This window comes from Costertonia aggregata, from assembly GCF_013402795.1.
Lineage (GTDB): Bacteria > Bacteroidota > Bacteroidia > Flavobacteriales > Flavobacteriaceae > Costertonia > Costertonia aggregata.
The window spans coordinates 2997892-3014652 of record NZ_CP058595.1 but is presented as its reverse complement, the minus strand read 5'-3'; the positions used below and the strand labels follow the sequence as shown (position 1 = coordinate 3014652).

Sequence of the window (16761 nt, the reverse complement as noted above, 5' to 3'; positions counted from 1 at the left end):
AGCATGTTCTGATTTATATAATTGATTTAATGCTAGACAACTGGCGAAAATTACACAAGTGAAAAAAATTATAGTATTATCTATTTGTTTTCTGAGTTTTATATGGCTGAAAGCCCAAAAAAACATATATGAAAACGGAAGGTTTGATAAGCTCAGTGCTGACCACAAGGTATTGGCGATAGTACCCTTTCTCACAAATTTGGAATTAGAGGAAAAAATCCCAAAAAAAGAATTGAACGCCTTGGAAGAAAGGGAAGGTTATGCCGTACAAGACGCTTTGGAGACCTATTTTGGAAGGGGGAAAAAACGAAAGAAATTTTCAGTAGAATTTCAAAACACCAAAAACACGAATGCCATTCTTGCCAAAAACAATATTACGTACGGGAATATAGATATATATACCAGTAAAGAGCTTGCGAGAATCTTAAATGTTGATGGCGTTATAAGTGGCAATCTTGATTTGAACATTTTACTCTCCAAAGGAGTGCCGACAGAATTCAGTTTGTTGGATTATTTTAGCGGTGATTCCGATTATGGCAGAATAGGCATCAAAATAAGTGACGGTGAAACCGGCAAGTTGCTTTGGAAATACGAGAAGAAAATCAATAAAAAATCGGGCAAAAACACTAACGATCTCATAGACAAAATGATGAAAATGGCCACGAAAAAATTTCCTTATGACAAGGAAAGGCAACGTAAAAAAGGAAAAAAGAAAAACTAGCTATTGGCAAAGGCCACAAGTTCATCAATCACATAATCCAACTCTTCCTTGGTATTATAGATAGAAAATGAAAAACGCAGGGAAGGTTTGCCCAAACGTTCTTTTGGTAGAATTTCTGCCAAGACATGGGAACCCTTGTCACTGCCCGATTGACAAGCACTGCCCTTTGAGCACGCAATCCCCTTAATATCCAAATGAAACAATAACATCAATGCTTTTTGTGGGTCAAACGGCAAACATACATTCACAAGCGTATATGTACTTTTTTCAATACTGCCGGAATTTCCATTAAAATGTACCCCAGGTAATTTTCGTTTTAGCTCTTCGACAAAGTACTGTTTGAGACCAGTAACATAAGCTTTTTCTTCTTCTAGATTATCATACGAAGTAACAAAGGCCTCTTCCAATCCCACAATATTATGAAAAGGTTCAGTACCTGCACGAAAGCCACGCTCCTGAGAGCCACCGAAAATCAATGGTTTTAATCCGGAATTCCTTCTGATGAAAGCAAAGCCTATGCCTTTGGGGCCATGAAACTTATGGGCGGCAGCTGTAAGAAAATCTATTTTCGTCCGTTGTACGTCCCATGGATAATGCCCGATGGACTGAACCGTATCGGAATGAAAAAGGGCATTGTTACGTAGACATAGTTCACTAATACTATCAACATCTATTTTATTGCCTATTTCGTTGTTTATATGCATGAGGCTTACCAATTTTTTGGTATCGTTCTGTTGCAATAACTGTTCTAAATGCGAGTGTTTTGGATTTCCATCGGTATCCAAATCAACATAAAGCAATGTAATGCCATATTCTATTTCAAGTTCTTCGGCAGTGTGCAAAACGGCATGGTGCTCTATTTTTGAAGTAATGATCGTTCTAATGCCTAAATCACGAACCGCGCATCGCAATATCATATTATCGGCTTCCGTACCTCCGGATGTAAAGATAATTTCCGATGGGTGGGCATTTAAATATTTGGCGATGGTTTTTCTGGCCTTTTCAATGGCCGATTTGGCTGAGCGGCCGTAACTGTGGGTCGAGGACGGATTGCCATAAAAATCGCCCAACGCCTCTTGCATTTTATCTATAACGTTTTTCCTTACCTGCGTGGTCGCCGCATTATCCAAGTAAACTTTTCTCATAATTAGAGAATTAAAATTTCTCAAAATTAAATCAATTAAAGTTAATTTCTCCCAAAATGATACATAAGCACTAGGAATATCCCCGCTATTTGATTTAAATTTGGGATATGCGAAAAATATGGATTTTGTGTTTGTACCTAGTCGTACTTTCATGTGACGATGGCGACCTACAGATTGAGACGCTTGATTTTAGTTCATCAAATATTCAATCATGTGATAGTCCCATTGACATCGGAGAAACAACATTATTTTTCAAGATTCAGGGAGACGAAGCCCTAATTCTTAACCTTGAAAATAATTTATTTTCGAATGCGTCTACTGGCGAGGAATTGCCTACCAGTAGTATCTCAAATGAATCACAACTCACTTACCGCTTTTTTTCGGGAGATGTAAGCACTGCATATTTTTGTGATGAGATTCCTCCGGTAGAGCCTACTGTTCTAGATGAAATTGAAGCAGAAGCGGGTACAATTACGATAATATCCAAAGTTTCATCGATAAACACAACAACAAAAACCTATTCCCACAATATCAATATTACAGATCTGACCCTTATCAACAGTCTCAACGAAAGATTAACTGACAACTCTTTACTTGATTATGGGAACTTTACTACTACAATCGGGAATAGTGCCACTCTTGCCTTTAAAAACTATGCGGATATCCCCATAACGAAATGTGAGGAAAACCCATTGGAGAATACGGTAAGGTTGTACAAAACAATTAATGATGAATTTATCTTCATAGATCTTCCAACCAGCTTGTTTGTCAACGAGGCGACTTCCGAACCTAGGGTTTTGGATTTGGCGACTGCCGGGATTTTCAAAAACTTGATCGTTAATGGAATATCCGCAATTGAGACTATCTGTGCTTCTGATAATACCTCAAATCAGGCCATAATAGGCGAATTCTTTTCTACTGAGGGAACTATCTCAGTCGCAACAACTGCCAGTGAACCTAATACCGAAGGGATGGTAACGTACACCCACACCATAACCCTTCTAAATGTAAAATTATCGCTAAAAGCGACCGAAGAAGGTTCAACCGACACGGTACTCAGTGAAATTGAAAGTATCATTTTTGGGGAATACACTACCACGAGTACTTAAGAATTCTGAAAAACATAAACCTCGGTAGCTCCGAGACCGTATTTTTGATAGTCCGCATCGTAATAGTTTACGTCATATCGGCCAAAAAGATAATGTAGCTCTTCTTTTAATACTCCCGCTCCCACCCCGTGAATAAAGACTATTTTTTGGATACGTTTACGAATGGCGAACTCCAATTGCCGTTTAGCGGTATCAATTTGAATATTCAACATTTCATGATTGGTCATATCTTTTGTGGACGGTACCAAATGATGAATATGCAAATCTACCTCCATTTTAGGAGCATTGCGCTCTTTGGGCTTTGTAGCTACTTGTTTTCTTTTAGTGGGAAGTTCTTTCTCTTTTTTTATTTTGGCTACATCATAGTTAGATACCGTAATTTTATCTTTCTGTATGGTTTTTACAAGTTCCGAAGATAAAAAACGCATCGTAAAGCCATCATCAATCTCTATGGTCACATTGGCATCACTTAGTGATATGATCGTACCCTTGATCACATCATCTATGGTTTCGACGGTATCCCCTATTTGAAACGTGCTCATTTTTTTTCTTCTTCAGAATCTTTGGCCGATGTAGTGTTCCCAAGTCCCCAAACCTGACTGCTTTTATATATACCGAACATCAATAAAACAATACCAATACACAAGGCGTACTCTTTTTTTATGTACATATCCCCAAATCCCATGACCATGCCACCGATTGTTATCAGCATAAAATAAATAGTACGTTTTGTTTTCATTCAGCAAAAATAATGGTATTTTTCGGTCTTAGAATTTGATTGTACAAAAATGCGATTAGCCGCAACATCATATATTGCCGAGGATTACATGTTGCCTTGCATAAGTAAGCGTTTAATGGGGTTTGATTGCCCGGGGTGTGGCCTACAGCGCTCCGTGGCCCTTTTATTTGATGGTGATTTTATAGGGGCATTTAAAATGTACCCCGCCATTTACACGATAATCCTTTTATTCAGCTTTATCGGATTTGACCATTTCATCAAGATAAAACATTCCAACACCATTATCATTACGCTAATGATATCGAGTGTAATATTGATATTGACCAACTTTCTTTTAAAATTTTTATAACTAAACACTTAAATTATGGAACAACAAAAATTACCCAATGCTACTATCTCGATAGTTTTAGGAATAGTATCGTTTTTCTGCTGCTGTTTTAGTGTTGGTATCGGAGGTATCATATTCTCTGGTATAGCATTATTTCTTTCAAATAAAGATGAAAAAACATACAAACAAAATCCAGAAAACTATTCAAATTATAGCCAAGTAAAAACTGCTAAGATCATTGCGATTATAGGATTGGTTTTGGCTGTACTAACCTTGGCATATTCTATCTTTATGATCATAAGTGCCGGTGGTTGGGCAGAATACATGGAACAACAAAAAGAGGTCTACGAGCAACTCGGTATCCCTATGGAATAACAAGGCTGTAAGAGCCGCCCTTAGGCGGCTCTTTACTAAAGTTTTAATTTTAATTCTTACAATAGAACAATATGAATCAACCGCAAAAACCGAACAACTATTTGGTACTGGCTATCATTTGTACGGTATGTTGTTGTTTACCCGCTGGTATTGTGGGCATTGTTTACTCTTCAAAAGTAAACGAAACCTATGCCAACGGTGACTACGAGGCCGCCGAAAAAGCATCCAAGAATGCCAAATTGTGGAGTATAATAGGGTTATCTACCGGAGTTATAGTTCTGATACTGTATTTCCTGATCTTTGGTTTTGCCGTGTTTGCAAGCGCTATGGAAAATGGCGGTTTTTAAAAAAAAATATTTTTTGTACATAATCATAGGGGCATTATTGATTTCAATAATACCCCTATATTACTTTTATGACCCTGGTAATGTAACAAATTTTCCAAAATGTCCTTTCTATACCATTACTGGTTTTTTATGTACAGGATGCGGAAGTCAAAGAGCTTTACATGATTTGTTGCACTTGAACATCATAGGTGCTTTTAAACATAACATGCTCTTTATACCCACCTTGATACTACTTTCATATTATCTGGGATTAAAACTACTGGAAAAATTAAATGGCAAGAATTACAAAAACTACTTTGACCGTACCAAAACACCAAGGATTATACTTTATGTTGTTTTGATATTTACCATTATGAGAAATATAAATGTTTCTCCCTTTAATGTATTTGCTCCGTAATCAATTGGCCACCTCGCTCATAAACTTTAGGCGGTACAAACGCAGTTCTTCATCTTCATACTCGCCATCAAACTCTTCCAAGGCCGCATCGATACCATCGGTATCGGCTTCTAAAAAATATTCGTGAATTTCTTCTTGTTGATCTTCGTCCAGAATCTCATCAATCCAATACCCAATATTCAATTTGGTGCCACTAAAGACGATTTGTTCCATTTCCTTCACGAGCTCGGGAATCTCTAGACCTTTGGCTGCCGCAATATCGTTTAACGGCAACTTTCTGTCCACATTTTGAATAATATATAACTTAAGACCTGAGTTGGCTCCCGTGCTTTTGACCACCAAATCATCAGGACGTATAATTTCATTCTCCTCTACATACTGGGAAATAAGGCCAATGAAGGGTTTGCCATATTTTTTGGCCTTACCTTCCCCTACACCGTGAATATTGATTAATTCATCCATGGATATGGGGTATTTTAAGGCCATATCTTCCAAAGAAGGGTCCTGAAAGATGACAAAAGGAGGCATCCCTAACTTTGTGGCCTCTCTTTTTCGTAAATCCTTCAATTGTTTCAATAGTTTTACATCTGCTACGCCACCTCCAGATTTTGCGGCACTGACAATGGCATCGTCATTCTCTTTATTGTACACATGATCGTGCGTCATCATGAAAGAAACGGGGTTTGCCAAAAATTGGTTTCCTTTGGGCGTTAGGTGCAAAATCCCGTATTGTTCAATTTCTTTCTTCAAATAGCCGGCAACCAAAGCTTGGCGTACCAAGGCCATCCAATAACTTTTATCCTTGTCCGAACCGATACCAAAAAAAGGTTTTTCATCGGTTTTATGTGAGGCAATCAACGCATTCACTTTACCACGTAGCGCATTCACGATTTCTTTTGACTTGAATTTTTCGTTGGTACCTTGAACGACCTTCAACAGTTTCTCCAAGTTTTCCTTGGCTTCTTCCTTTGGCTTGGGGTTTCGGGTATTGTCATCCATGCTCGCTCCGTCTCCGTTGACCTCATCAAACTCCTCTCCGAAATAATGAAGAATAAATTTCCTGCGTGACATTGATGTCTCCGCATACGCTACTATTTCTTGTAAAAGGGCATTTCCTATTTCCTGTTCGGCGACAGGTTTCCCCGACATGAACTTTTCGAGCTTTTCCACGTCTTTGTATGAATAAAAGGCCAAACAATGGCCTTCGCCCCCATCACGGCCCGCCCTACCGGTTTCTTGATAATAACTTTCTATACTTTTGGGGATATCGTGGTGTATAACATATCGCACGTCAGGCTTGTCTATACCCATACCAAAAGCAATGGTAGCTACGACCACATCAACATCTTCCATAAGGAACATATCTTGATATTTGGAACGTGTTTTACCATCAAAACCCGCATGGTAGGGCACTGCACTGACCCCGTTTACTTGTAACACCTGGGCTAGCTCCTCTACCCGTTTTCTGCTCAAACAATATACAATGCCCGATTTGCCTGCATTTTGTTTTACGAAACGGATGATGTCCGCATCTACATTCTGGGTTTTTGGCCGTACTTCGTAATATAGGTTGGGCCGGTTAAAGGATGCTTTAAAGGTTTTGGCATCAGTTATCCCTAGATTTTTTATAATGTCCTCCTCTACTTTTGGAGTGGCCGTGGCCGTCAAGCCAATAATGGGTATATTGTCTCCCAATCGATTTATTATAGATTTCAAATTGCGGTACTCCGGTCTAAAATCATGGCCCCATTCCGAAATGCAATGTGCTTCGTCTATAGCTACAAACGATATTTTTTCTGATTGAAGAAAATTGACGTATTCCTCCTTGGTGAGGGATTCCGGAGCTACGTACAACAATTTTGTGATGCCATTGGATATGTCTTCCTTTACCTGTTTTACTTCGGTTTTGTTGAGCGATGAGTTTAGGACATGGGCTACGCCATATTCGGAAGACACGCCTCGTATGGCATCAACCTGGTTTTTCATCAATGCGATCAAGGGCGAAACTACTATGGCCGTACCTTCTTGCATTAAAGCGGGTAACTGATAGCACAAAGATTTACCACCACCTGTAGGCATAATTACAAAAGTGTTATATCCTTGTAGTATATTTTTTATGACATCTTCCTGAAGACCCTTGAACTTGGAAAAACCAAAATACCTTTTTAGGGATGCATGTAAGTCAACTTCATTAAAACCCATACTGTTATTTTACCATTTTATAGCTACCTGTAACGGTTAAAATCTTTTTAAGGTATAATTTTTTGGGCATTCTAGGAACGATAGCTTCCAAAATATTTTGTTAAGATATAAAATGTACTATAAAATTAAGTTTATGTAATTTTGTAATCTTAAATATAACATAATCTTTTAGATTGTAATATATAATTTCAACACTACATTGAAAGATACCCAAGCCATACTGGCATTAGCAAAAAAAACAATCTTGATGGAAGCCAAGGCTATCCAAAATCTAGAGCGTTTTATCAACGAGGAATTCAGCGAAGCGGTTGATTGTATTATGAATTCCCAAGGCCGGGTCATCATTTCGGGCATCGGGAAAAGTGCGCTCATTGCATCAAAAATAGTGGCGACGCTCAACTCCACAGGAACTCCAGCTATTTTTATGCATGCTGCGGATGCCATTCACGGGGATTTGGGCACGGTACAAAAAAACGATGTGGTCGTGTGCATTTCAAAAAGTGGAAACACCCCCGAAATCAAAATGCTGGTACCTTTGATAAAAAGGGGAAAGAACAAATTGATAGCTATTGTTGGGAATATGGACTCCCATTTGGCCAATCATGCCGATTTTGTCCTCAATACTTTTGTTGAAAAAGAAGCTTGTCCCAATAATTTGGCCCCGACCACCAGTACAACGGCACAATTGGTCATGGGCGATGCCTTGGCCATTACTTTATTGCACTTAAGAGGGTTCAGCAGCAAAGATTTTGCCCACTATCACCCTGGGGGTTCGTTAGGAAAGCGATTGTACTTGACCGTAGGGGATATCGCAAAAGACAATATGATGCCCCAAGTGAATGTTGATACCGATATCAAAAAGGTAATCGTAGAGATATCTGAAAAAATGTTGGGGGTAACCGCTGTGATTGACGATGACAAGATAATTGGTGTAGTAACAGATGGGGACATTCGTAGAATGCTGAACAAATATGACAATATTAGCGGTTTATTGGCCAAAGACATCATGACCTCCAACCCAAAGACCGTACAAAAGAATATCCTGGCCGTAGAAGCGTTGGATATTATGCAGCAAAAAGGAATATCCCAATTATTGGCCGTAGATGGGGACACTTATATCGGCGTGGTTCATTTACATAATTTGATAAAAGAAGGAATCCTGTAAAATGGCAAAAAAAACCAAAAAATCCCCAAACGAAATGTCCTTTTTGGACCATTTGGAAGAGTTACGTTGGCACCTGATCCGTTCTACCCTCGCCGTGGTCATTGTTGGTAGTGTTGCCTTTTTAATGAAAGAATTTATTTTTGACACCATCATATTCGGTCCTAAAAAAATGGACTTCCCCACCTATCGTTTCTTTTGTAAAGCTGCCACATTTATTGGGTTTGATTCAGCTTTTTGTGCAGATGCGCTACCTTTTACCATTCAAAACAGGGAGATGTCCGGACAGTTTTCAGCGCATATATGGACTTCTATCTGGGCGGGGTTCATAGTAGGTTTCCCATACGTTCTTTATGAGATGTGGAAATTTATAAGTCCCGGACTGCATGATAATGAAAGAAAAAACTCAAGGGGATTTATTCTTATCGCTTCATTCCTCTTTTTCTTGGGGGTGCTTTTTGGATACTATGTTGTAGCACCCTTATCCATAAATTTTTTGGGAACTTATCAAGTAAGTAAAGAGGTAAGTAACGAAATAGATATCGCTTCTTTTATAGCTACGGTACGATCATCAGTCATTGCCTGTGGTATTATATTTGAACTGCCCATCATCATATTTTTCTTGACCAAGGTCGGTCTGGTTACACCGGAAATCCTCAAAAAATACAGGAAAATAGCAATTGTAGTCGTTTTGATCATATCTGCGGTCATTACACCGCCAGATGTAGCCAGTCAAATTATCGTGGCGATTCCTGTACTGATTTTGTACCAAGTAAGTATATACATTTCTAAGGTAGTATTAAAGAGAGAAGCAAAAAAAATGAGCAAAAATGTCCGACGCAGTTGAAGAATTTAATGCCTATCGTTCCAAAATGAACGATAAGCTACTATCAAACGATAACAAGGTTATCAAAAGAATATTTAATCTAGATACCAACGCTTTTGCCGAAGGTGCCTTGGATGTAAAGACCAAAGAATTATTGGGGCTGGTTGCCTCTGCGGTATTGCGTTGCGATGACTGTGTAAAATATCATTTAGAGAGTTCCCATAGCCAAGGGGTAAGCAAACAAGAAGTTATGGAAACCTTAAGTATTGCAACGCTCATAGGGGGTACCATTGTGATTCCGCATTTACGAAGAGCATACGAATATTGGGAACTACTGGAACAAAAAGAAGGTTAAAAATTACGTAAAGCACATAACCGAGGAAATAAATATGTTTAGTTTTGGGACTTTGCACAAAAACCGTACATGAAGCTTAGCGCACATAATATCATGAAGTCCTACCGAGGACGAAAAGTAGTAAAAGGAATTTCTTTAGAGGTAAATCAAGGAGAAATCGTTGGCCTCCTTGGCCCCAATGGTGCTGGAAAGACCACTTCTTTTTATATGATCGTGGGATTGATAAAACCCAACGGCGGACAAATTTTTCTTGACGATATGGAAATCACCAATTTCCCCATGTACAAGAGAGCTCAAAATGGTATCGGATATTTGGCGCAGGAAGCATCTATTTTCAGAAAACTAAGTATCGAAAAAAATATTTTAAGCGTACTTCAACTTACCAAACTCAGCAAAAAAGAGCAGCACATGAAAATGGAATCGCTCATAGAAGAGTTTGGCCTGGGCCATATTCGAAAGAATAGAGGTGATTTACTTTCCGGCGGGGAAAGAAGACGTACCGAAATTGCCCGTGCCTTGGCAACGGATCCAAAGTTCATATTATTGGACGAGCCTTTTGCAGGTGTAGACCCGGTCGCCGTTGAGGATATACAACGTATCGTGGCCCAACTTAAAAACAAGAATATCGGCATTTTGATTACCGACCACAACGTTCAGGAAACACTGGCGATTACAGAACGTTCATACTTGATGTTCGAAGGTGGAATTCTAAAATATGGCGTTCCCGAAGATTTGGCGGCGGACGAAATGGTGCGCAAAGTATATCTTGGGCAAAATTTTGAACTACGAAAAAAGAAACTCGATTTTTAGAATTTCCATATTCCCTATTTGATCTCAAAAGTCAAGGTTGCCCAGTTGGATTCATAATCCACCCCTTTTTCGGTACTTTTCACCATATGTATTGTGGCCACATACCATTTACCGGCTTTATCGGGTGAGATTGTTAAAACACCTTCTTCGTTGGTCTGGGTAGAACTCTCATTTTCGTGGGCATCTTTACCGGGTACCGAAGTACTGTAATGTACGGTTTGATTGGCAAGCGGTTTGCCCGAACTTAAAAGCTGAAAAGAGATACTGTCACCAACTTTCATAGCAAATGGGTTGTTCAAGGGAATGAATTCAATGGGGTAATTCAATTGGGCCATATAGTGGTCCGTTCTTTGATCACCCACCTGTAAAAGACTTTTTACGTGTTTGGAATATTTTTCTTTGGCACCTTTTTCTATACTTCCATCCTTTTTTCTATCGGCCAAGGTATTTGCCAACCCCTCGTGATCCAAGTATGCATTAAAATCGGAAGCGGTCATTTCTAGCATTCTGGGCAAGGTAGATATTCCTGCAACATAACTTCCTGTCTCCCCGGTTTTAAACTTTAAATAGGTGATGTTGTTCTCATCGGAATAATCACCATCAGTTGGTTCATACAAATAATCGGGCCCAATGATTTTGGCGTTTATAATCCTATCCCGGGTAATACTGTTTTCGCTCTTATCAAAAGTACCGTTCAACAAATAGATTTCAGAAGTGCTATTGGGCGACAAAAAATGCGAATCCGATTTCAAAAAAAGCTCATGGGATGATAGCGTGACAAATGCTATTACCAAAAAAAAGGTCTTCGTTGATCTATGCATAATGTGTATTTTATTTGATTTACGTAAAAGTAGGTCAGGAGGTTTCATTTCTTTTATTTTTTTTGCCCGTATTACCGATCATAGAGCTTAAAACATAAAATGCAATTATCGCTGGAACGGCCAAAAACTTTAAGGTCGCCAAAAGCACGATACAAAGAATTATAAAGATGTAGCGCAAAGCATTATCCTTAAAGCTCCAATTCGAGAATTTTAGGGCGAAAAGTTCAATTTTGGAATTCAGCAAAAAGGCACTTAAAATTGTCAGCCCAACCAAAAACCATTGATTTAGGATTACTCCGTTTAAAAAATTATTGTTATGGTATAAAAGAATCAAAGGCAAGGAAAGAATCAATAAGGCATTGGCAGGTGTAGGCAAACCTATGAACGATGAAACCTGATTTTCGTCCAGATTAAATTTTGCCAGCCTGTATGCAGACGCCATAGTGATGACAAACCCAAAAAAGGGTAAAATAGACAAGGTCACATCATCCCAAGCCAAAAGATTCCAAGAACCGGAGGAGAAATCGGCATTCCACCCGCCGGTGCGCGACATGCCCAATAACTGAAACATTACGATTCCCGGTACCAGGCCACTGGTAATTACGTCGGCCAGGGAATCCAATTGTAGGCCCAATTCGCTCCTAACGTTCAATACTCTTGCGGCCAGGCCATCAAAAAAATCAAAAATTATGCCCAACAACACAAATAAAGCAGCGACTTCCAGCTTGTTCAAAACAGCGAATACGGCAGCTACACATCCACAAAGCACGTTTAAAAGTGTAATAAAGTTAGGGATATGCTTTTTCATCTCTTTTATTGGTTTGCGTAAAAATAGTATTAATTAAAAAATCATGTTAAAAATAAAAGCCTTTTTTGATTTCCGCTGGTTTACCTTAAGCTAGTCGTATATTTTATTCGATATTTGTTGACCAATTAAAGACCAAACCAACGAACTACCCGATCATGTTTATAAAAAAATTGCTTTTTTGCATCTTATTATCCTGCTCTTTTTTGGGGTTTGCCGAAAATCCGGTATGGTCCCCAAGCTCACAAATAAGTGTTTTAACCTGTGGTGCGGGAGATGAATTATATGCTGCCTTTGGCCATACGGCCATACGTGTTCAAGACCCGGTTCATGACATTGATTACGTTTACAATTACGGTACATTCAACTTCAACCAACCCGGATTTTATGTAAACTTTGTTCTCGGAAAGCCGTATTTCACACTTTCTCGCGCACCATTCCCAAATTTTCTGTACGAGTATGAATATGAAAAACGCTGGGTAAAAGAACAGTTGTTGGATTTACGACCAAGCGAAAAAATAGAACTGCTCAACTTTTTGTCAACCAATTACCGACCAGAAAATAGAGGCTATCTGTACGATTATCTATATAACAACTGTTCCACAAAAATACCGGAAATCCTTAAAAAAGTTTTAGGTAAAAATTTGGTTTTTAAAGAAAGCCACTTAAAGGAAACATATACGTTTCGGGAACTTATACATCAAAACCTTAACACGAATTCTTGGTCTAGCTTTGGTATTGATCTGGCTTTGGGTTCGGTCATAGACCAAAAGGCAACGCCCAATGAACATATGTTCCTTCCACTTTATGTGATGAAACAATTAAACAATACGAAACTGAAAGGCAAACCCCTGGTAAAAAGGGAACGCACGATCTTGAATTTTGCCGACAGGATCATCCCTACCTATTTTTTGGCTTCTCCTTTATTCTGGTTAGTAATACTTTTACTTTTTGTGATCATCATAAGTTATATCGATATTAAAAATAATGTTCGTAGCCATTGGCTCGATTTCGCTTTGTTTTTTGTTACAGGTATTATTGGCTTGCTCTTGTGTTTTCTTTGGTTTTTAACAGACCATTCGGCCACTGCTGGTAATTTTAATATTTTATGGGCCTTTCCTTTAAATGGCATAGCCGCTTTTTATTTGTTGCGAAAAAAAACATTACCCAGCTGGATGCCCAAATATATTTTGGCACTATTGGGCTTGTTGATTTTGACCCTTTTATTTTGGATGGTTGGTATCCAAGTGTTCAGCCCGCTGATTTTACCCATTTTAATAGCACTTGGTATTCGATATTTTTTAATTTATAAAAAGACGAGAACAGCCCTAAAAACAAACAAAGCATGAATCTTTTAACGGTTGAGAACATTGCCAAGTCATATGGTGAACTTGTACTTTTTTCAGATATCTCCTTTGGTATCAACAAAGACCAAAAAGTAGCCTTAATTGCCAAAAACGGTACGGGAAAGACATCTATACTGAATATTCTTTCGGGCAAGGACACTCCGGATTCAGGTCAAGTCAACTATCGCAAAGGCACACGCATTTCTTTTTTGGCGCAAGAACCCGATTTAAACCCGAACCTCACCATAGAGGAAACCATTTTTGCATCGGACAATGACATACTCAAGGTAATCAATGCCTATGAAAAAGCCTTGGAAAATCCAGAAGACGAAAAGGCATATCAAACGGCATTTGAGGCAATGGAACGCAACAATGCGTGGGATTTTGAAACCCTGTACAAACAAATTCTATTTAAATTAAAACTAGAAGATCTTCAGGTTAAGGTGGGTTTGCTCTCCGGTGGACAGAAAAAACGGTTGGCCTTGGCCAATGCCCTTATAAACAAGCCCGACCTATTGGTCTTGGACGAACCAACGAACCATTTGGATTTGGAGATGATAGAATGGCTCGAAACCTATTTCGCCAAAGAAAACATGACACTTTTCATGGTCACCCATGACCGCTATTTTTTGGAAAGGGTATGCAATGAGATCATTGAACTGGATAATGGGCAATTATACCCTTATAAAGGAAACTACTCTTATTATTTAGAAAAAAAAGAGGCACGCCAAGAGCGTGAAGCCGTAGAGCAGCACAAGTCAAAGTTACTCTTTAAAAAAGAACTGGATTGGATGCGTAGACAACCCAAGGCACGCACCACTAAATCAAAATCCCGTATAGATGATTTTCATACCATAAAAGAAAAAGCAACTCAGCGCAGAAAGGAGCATCAAGTTCAATTGGAATTGAATATGGAGCGCTTGGGCAGCAAAATTCTGGAACTGCATAAAATTTCCAAATCTTACCCCAACAAACCTATCTTGGACAAATTTGATTATAATTTTCTCAAAGGGGAACGTGTAGGCATCATAGGAAAAAACGGTGCGGGAAAATCTACATTTTTGAACATCCTTTCCGGTAAGGACCAACCGGATAGTGGTAAAGTAGTGGTCGGGGATACCATCAAATTTGGATATTATACGCAAAAAGGCATCGAAATCAAGGAGGGGCAAAAAGTAATTGATGTCATACGGGATTTCGGGGATTTTATCCCTTTGAAAAAAGGAAGGCAAATTTCGGCGCAACAACTGCTGGAGCGGTTTCTCTTCGATAGGAAAAAGCAATATGATTATGTAGAAAAATTAAGTGGTGGCGAACGCAAGCGGTTGTACCTATGTACCGTTCTTATTCAGAATCCCAATTTTTTGATTTTGGACGAACCTACCAATGATCTGGATATTGTGACCCTTAATGTCCTGGAGAATTTTCTTTTGGATTTTCCGGGCTGTCTTATGGTCGTATCGCACGATCGCTATTTTATGGACAAAATCATAGACCACCTGTTCGTTTTTAAGGGTAATGCCGTAATCGAGGATTTCCCCGGAAACTATTCTGATTTTAGGGCATACGAGGACAGTCAGGAGCTGCAAAGCAGGGAAGGGAAAAAAAATGTGCCCTCCGAAAACAAACCCCAAAAAAACACTTGGAAACAGGAAAACAATCCAAAACTTACCTATGAGGAACAAAAAGAATACAAAAAACTGGAAAAGGACATTCAAAAGTTAGAAGATAAAAAAGTTGAACTACAACATAAATTTACGGATAGCACTCTATCCGGTGAGCAAATAGAAACCCTTTCAAAAGAATTGGGAGAGGTAAATGAAGCATTGGAAACAAAAACCGAACGCTGGTTTGACCTTTCGGCAATATTGGAAAGTTGATTGTCTCACGTTCTTTCAAAGGCAATTACCGCAATATCATAAAACTTGATGTCAAAATTGTTCAAAATATATCAATATTTGAAATTCAATTTTTCCGCGACCAATCAACATGGGGTACACTCGCCTTTTGTGTACTCCTTTTTGACCAAATGCATCTACAAAAAGAAAAAATACAGCGGCAATAAGACTACGAATGTGCTTTTAAAAAGCATTGCATATTTTAAAATAGAGTCCGTTTACTTACCCAACGGCAACAATGAGCTTGAAGATGAAATCGCATCAATGTTCCCGAAAATCAAATTTGGCCAACAACCATTTGACCTAATATATCTGAATGATCCCGAACAGGATATTTTTAAATGTGTAGGTACATTTCAAGGCCTTAACGATAAAAGTATGATCATTATTGACGATGTTCACCATAGCAACAAAAAGGCAGCCTGGGAAAAACTTAAAGAATTACAAGAAGTTATCGTTACCATAGACTTTTTTTATTTCGGTTTTGTTTTTTTCCGCAAAGCGCAAGTAAAACAACATTTTAAGATTCGCTTATAAAACAGTATTTTTATTATCATTAGTTTCAGGTATGGACAAAACCATCTATTATATCATCGCAGGCCTTTTGGCGGTTTATATATTCATTTCCATCAGCAATAAAAAAAGGTCGAAAAAAAGACGCAACCGCAAGTTTATGCAAGATTATGAACGTAAGGAGAAGGACACCGAGAAATAGGCAACAACTTTCAAATTCTAATCTTCGTAATTGATATTTAAACTTGAATTCTTCACATGAAAATATATACCAAAACAGGAGATAAGGGAACTACGGCGCTTTTTGGGGGAACACGTGTCTCAAAAGGCCATATGCGAATTGATAGTTATGGTACCGTTGATGAATTAAATTCGTGGTTGGGCCTTATACGCGACCAAAAAATAGATGCAAACTCAAAAAGTATCTTGATTAAGATTCAGGATAAACTGTTTACCGTTGGGGCCATTTTGGCGACCGACCCGGAAAAAATGATACTCAAAAACGGGAAAGAGCGTCTTAACATTCCCAAAATATCAGAGGGCGATATTGTTCTTTTGGAAAATGAAATAGATAAAATGAACGATGTCCTACCGCCTATGACCCATTTTATACTCCCAGGCGGCCATACTACTGTGTCATACTGTCATATTGCGCGTACGGTTTGCAGAAGGGCAGAACGTTTGGCTTCGCTCCTATATGAAAACGAACCCTTTGACGAAAGGGTCCTGTCGTATCTCAACAGACTTTCCGACTATCTTTTTGTATTGGCACGAAAATTGTCAAAGGATGTAGAAGCAGACGAAATAAAATGGATTCCCGGTAAAAAGGACTAATAAATCTGTCATTTCTCCGTTATCGAAG

At 38.7% G+C, this 16761-nt stretch carries 20 protein-coding genes; 14 read left to right on the top strand and 6 right to left on the bottom strand.

All coding sequences use genetic code 11. The annotated features are described in order from the left end of the window. The first annotated feature begins 58 nt into the window (after window positions 1-58). Window positions 59-721, top strand: coding sequence for a hypothetical protein (locus tag HYG79_RS13860; protein ID WP_179242667.1), 663 nt, complete (start codon window positions 59-61; stop codon window positions 719-721). Here HYG79_RS13860 and HYG79_RS13855 read toward each other — a convergent pair. Next, a complete protein-coding gene (locus HYG79_RS13855) occupies window positions 718-1866 on the bottom strand; it encodes a cysteine desulfurase family protein (protein WP_179242666.1) in 1149 nt (382 codons plus the stop codon). The genes HYG79_RS13860 and HYG79_RS13855 overlap by 4 nt on opposite strands. Before the next feature lie 107 nt (window positions 1867-1973). Between HYG79_RS13855 and HYG79_RS13850 the strand changes: the two genes are divergently transcribed. Further along, on the top strand, window positions 1974-2975 hold the full coding sequence (locus HYG79_RS13850; RefSeq protein ID WP_179242665.1) for a hypothetical protein: 1002 nt from the start codon (window positions 1974-1976) through the stop codon (window positions 2973-2975). Here HYG79_RS13850 and HYG79_RS13845 read toward each other — a convergent pair. Together HYG79_RS13845 and HYG79_RS13840 are read right to left on the bottom strand one after the other, a co-directional pair. Continuing rightward, window positions 2972-3517 (bottom strand): DNA mismatch repair protein MutS, encoded by a 546-nt coding sequence (locus HYG79_RS13845; RefSeq protein ID WP_179242664.1) that lies wholly within the window; start codon window positions 3515-3517, stop codon window positions 2972-2974. The genes HYG79_RS13850 and HYG79_RS13845 overlap by 4 nt on opposite strands. Then, window positions 3514-3714, bottom strand: a complete 201-nt coding sequence (locus HYG79_RS13840; RefSeq protein ID WP_179242663.1) for a hypothetical protein — start codon at window positions 3712-3714, stop codon at window positions 3514-3516. The genes HYG79_RS13845 and HYG79_RS13840 overlap by 4 nt, the downstream gene beginning before the upstream one ends. Before the next feature lie 49 nt (window positions 3715-3763). On the opposite strand from HYG79_RS13840, the gene HYG79_RS13835 reads away from it, so the two are divergent. From HYG79_RS13835 to HYG79_RS13820, 4 genes are all read left to right on the top strand, one after another. Continuing rightward, complete coding sequence (locus tag HYG79_RS13835) at window positions 3764-4063, top strand: DUF2752 domain-containing protein (protein WP_179242662.1); 300 nt, start codon at window positions 3764-3766, stop codon at window positions 4061-4063. A gap of 15 nt (window positions 4064-4078) precedes the next feature. Further along, the gene (locus HYG79_RS13830) at window positions 4079-4417 is read left to right on the top strand and encodes a CCC motif membrane protein (protein WP_179242661.1); all 339 of its coding nucleotides are present in this window, start codon (window positions 4079-4081) and stop codon (window positions 4415-4417) included. Between the two features lie 71 nt (window positions 4418-4488). Continuing rightward, window positions 4489-4764 carry a CD225/dispanin family protein gene (locus tag HYG79_RS13825; RefSeq protein ID WP_179242660.1) on the top strand — a complete coding sequence of 92 codons (276 nt, stop codon included), beginning with the start codon at window positions 4489-4491 and terminating at the stop codon, window positions 4762-4764. 13 nt (window positions 4765-4777) lie between these two features. Then, window positions 4778-5161 carry a DUF2752 domain-containing protein gene (locus HYG79_RS13820; protein ID WP_179242659.1) on the top strand — a complete coding sequence of 128 codons (384 nt, stop codon included), beginning with the start codon at window positions 4778-4780 and terminating at the stop codon, window positions 5159-5161. Here HYG79_RS13820 and HYG79_RS13815 read toward each other — a convergent pair whose 3' ends face one another. Beyond that, window positions 5162-7363, bottom strand: a complete 2202-nt coding sequence (locus HYG79_RS13815) for a RecQ family ATP-dependent DNA helicase (protein WP_179242658.1) — start codon at window positions 7361-7363, stop codon at window positions 5162-5164. It abuts the gene before it with no gap. Between the two features lie 247 nt (window positions 7364-7610). On the opposite strand from HYG79_RS13815, the gene HYG79_RS13810 reads away from it, so the two are divergent. From HYG79_RS13810 to lptB, 4 genes are all read left to right on the top strand, one after another. Continuing rightward, window positions 7611-8528 (top strand): KpsF/GutQ family sugar-phosphate isomerase, encoded by a 918-nt coding sequence (locus HYG79_RS13810; protein WP_394366997.1) that lies wholly within the window; start codon window positions 7611-7613, stop codon window positions 8526-8528. A gap of 1 nt (window position 8529) precedes the next feature. Next, window positions 8530-9372 (top strand): twin-arginine translocase subunit TatC, encoded by an 843-nt coding sequence (gene tatC, locus HYG79_RS13805; protein WP_179242656.1) that lies wholly within the window; start codon window positions 8530-8532, stop codon window positions 9370-9372. Next, window positions 9356-9706, top strand: coding sequence for a carboxymuconolactone decarboxylase family protein (locus HYG79_RS13800; RefSeq protein WP_179242655.1), 351 nt, complete (start codon window positions 9356-9358; stop codon window positions 9704-9706). Before tatC ends, HYG79_RS13800 begins: the two co-directional genes overlap by 17 nt. Window positions 9707-9775: 69 nt before the next feature. Continuing rightward, on the top strand, window positions 9776-10516 hold the full coding sequence (lptB, locus tag HYG79_RS13795) for an LPS export ABC transporter ATP-binding protein (RefSeq protein ID WP_179242654.1): 741 nt from the start codon (window positions 9776-9778) through the stop codon (window positions 10514-10516). A gap of 14 nt (window positions 10517-10530) precedes the next feature. Here the strand turns inward: lptB and HYG79_RS13790 are convergent, their stop codons facing one another. Next, window positions 10531-11337, bottom strand: a complete 807-nt coding sequence (locus HYG79_RS13790) for a DUF4198 domain-containing protein (RefSeq protein WP_179242653.1) — start codon at window positions 11335-11337, stop codon at window positions 10531-10533. Between the two features lie 34 nt (window positions 11338-11371). Next, a complete protein-coding gene (locus HYG79_RS13785) occupies window positions 11372-12145 on the bottom strand; it encodes a CDP-alcohol phosphatidyltransferase family protein (RefSeq protein WP_179242652.1) in 774 nt (257 codons plus the stop codon). Between the two features lie 155 nt (window positions 12146-12300). On the opposite strand from HYG79_RS13785, the gene HYG79_RS13780 reads away from it, so the two are divergent. The 4 genes from HYG79_RS13780 (at window position 12301) to HYG79_RS13765 (ending at window position 16733) form a co-directional block, all read left to right on the top strand. Further along, window positions 12301-13491, top strand: a complete 1191-nt coding sequence (locus tag HYG79_RS13780) for a lipoprotein N-acyltransferase Lnb domain-containing protein (protein WP_179242651.1) — start codon at window positions 12301-12303, stop codon at window positions 13489-13491. Then, a complete protein-coding gene (locus tag HYG79_RS13775; RefSeq protein WP_179242650.1) occupies window positions 13488-15368 on the top strand; it encodes an ABC-F family ATP-binding cassette domain-containing protein in 1881 nt (626 codons plus the stop codon). The genes HYG79_RS13780 and HYG79_RS13775 overlap by 4 nt, the downstream gene beginning before the upstream one ends. A 48-nt stretch (window positions 15369-15416) precedes the next feature. Then, window positions 15417-15923, top strand: a complete 507-nt coding sequence (locus tag HYG79_RS13770; RefSeq protein WP_179242649.1) for a hypothetical protein — start codon at window positions 15417-15419, stop codon at window positions 15921-15923. 234 nt (window positions 15924-16157) lie between these two features. Beyond that, window positions 16158-16733, top strand: a complete 576-nt coding sequence (locus HYG79_RS13765; RefSeq protein ID WP_179242648.1) for a cob(I)yrinic acid a,c-diamide adenosyltransferase — start codon at window positions 16158-16160, stop codon at window positions 16731-16733. The last annotated feature ends 28 nt before the right edge of the window (window positions 16734-16761 follow it).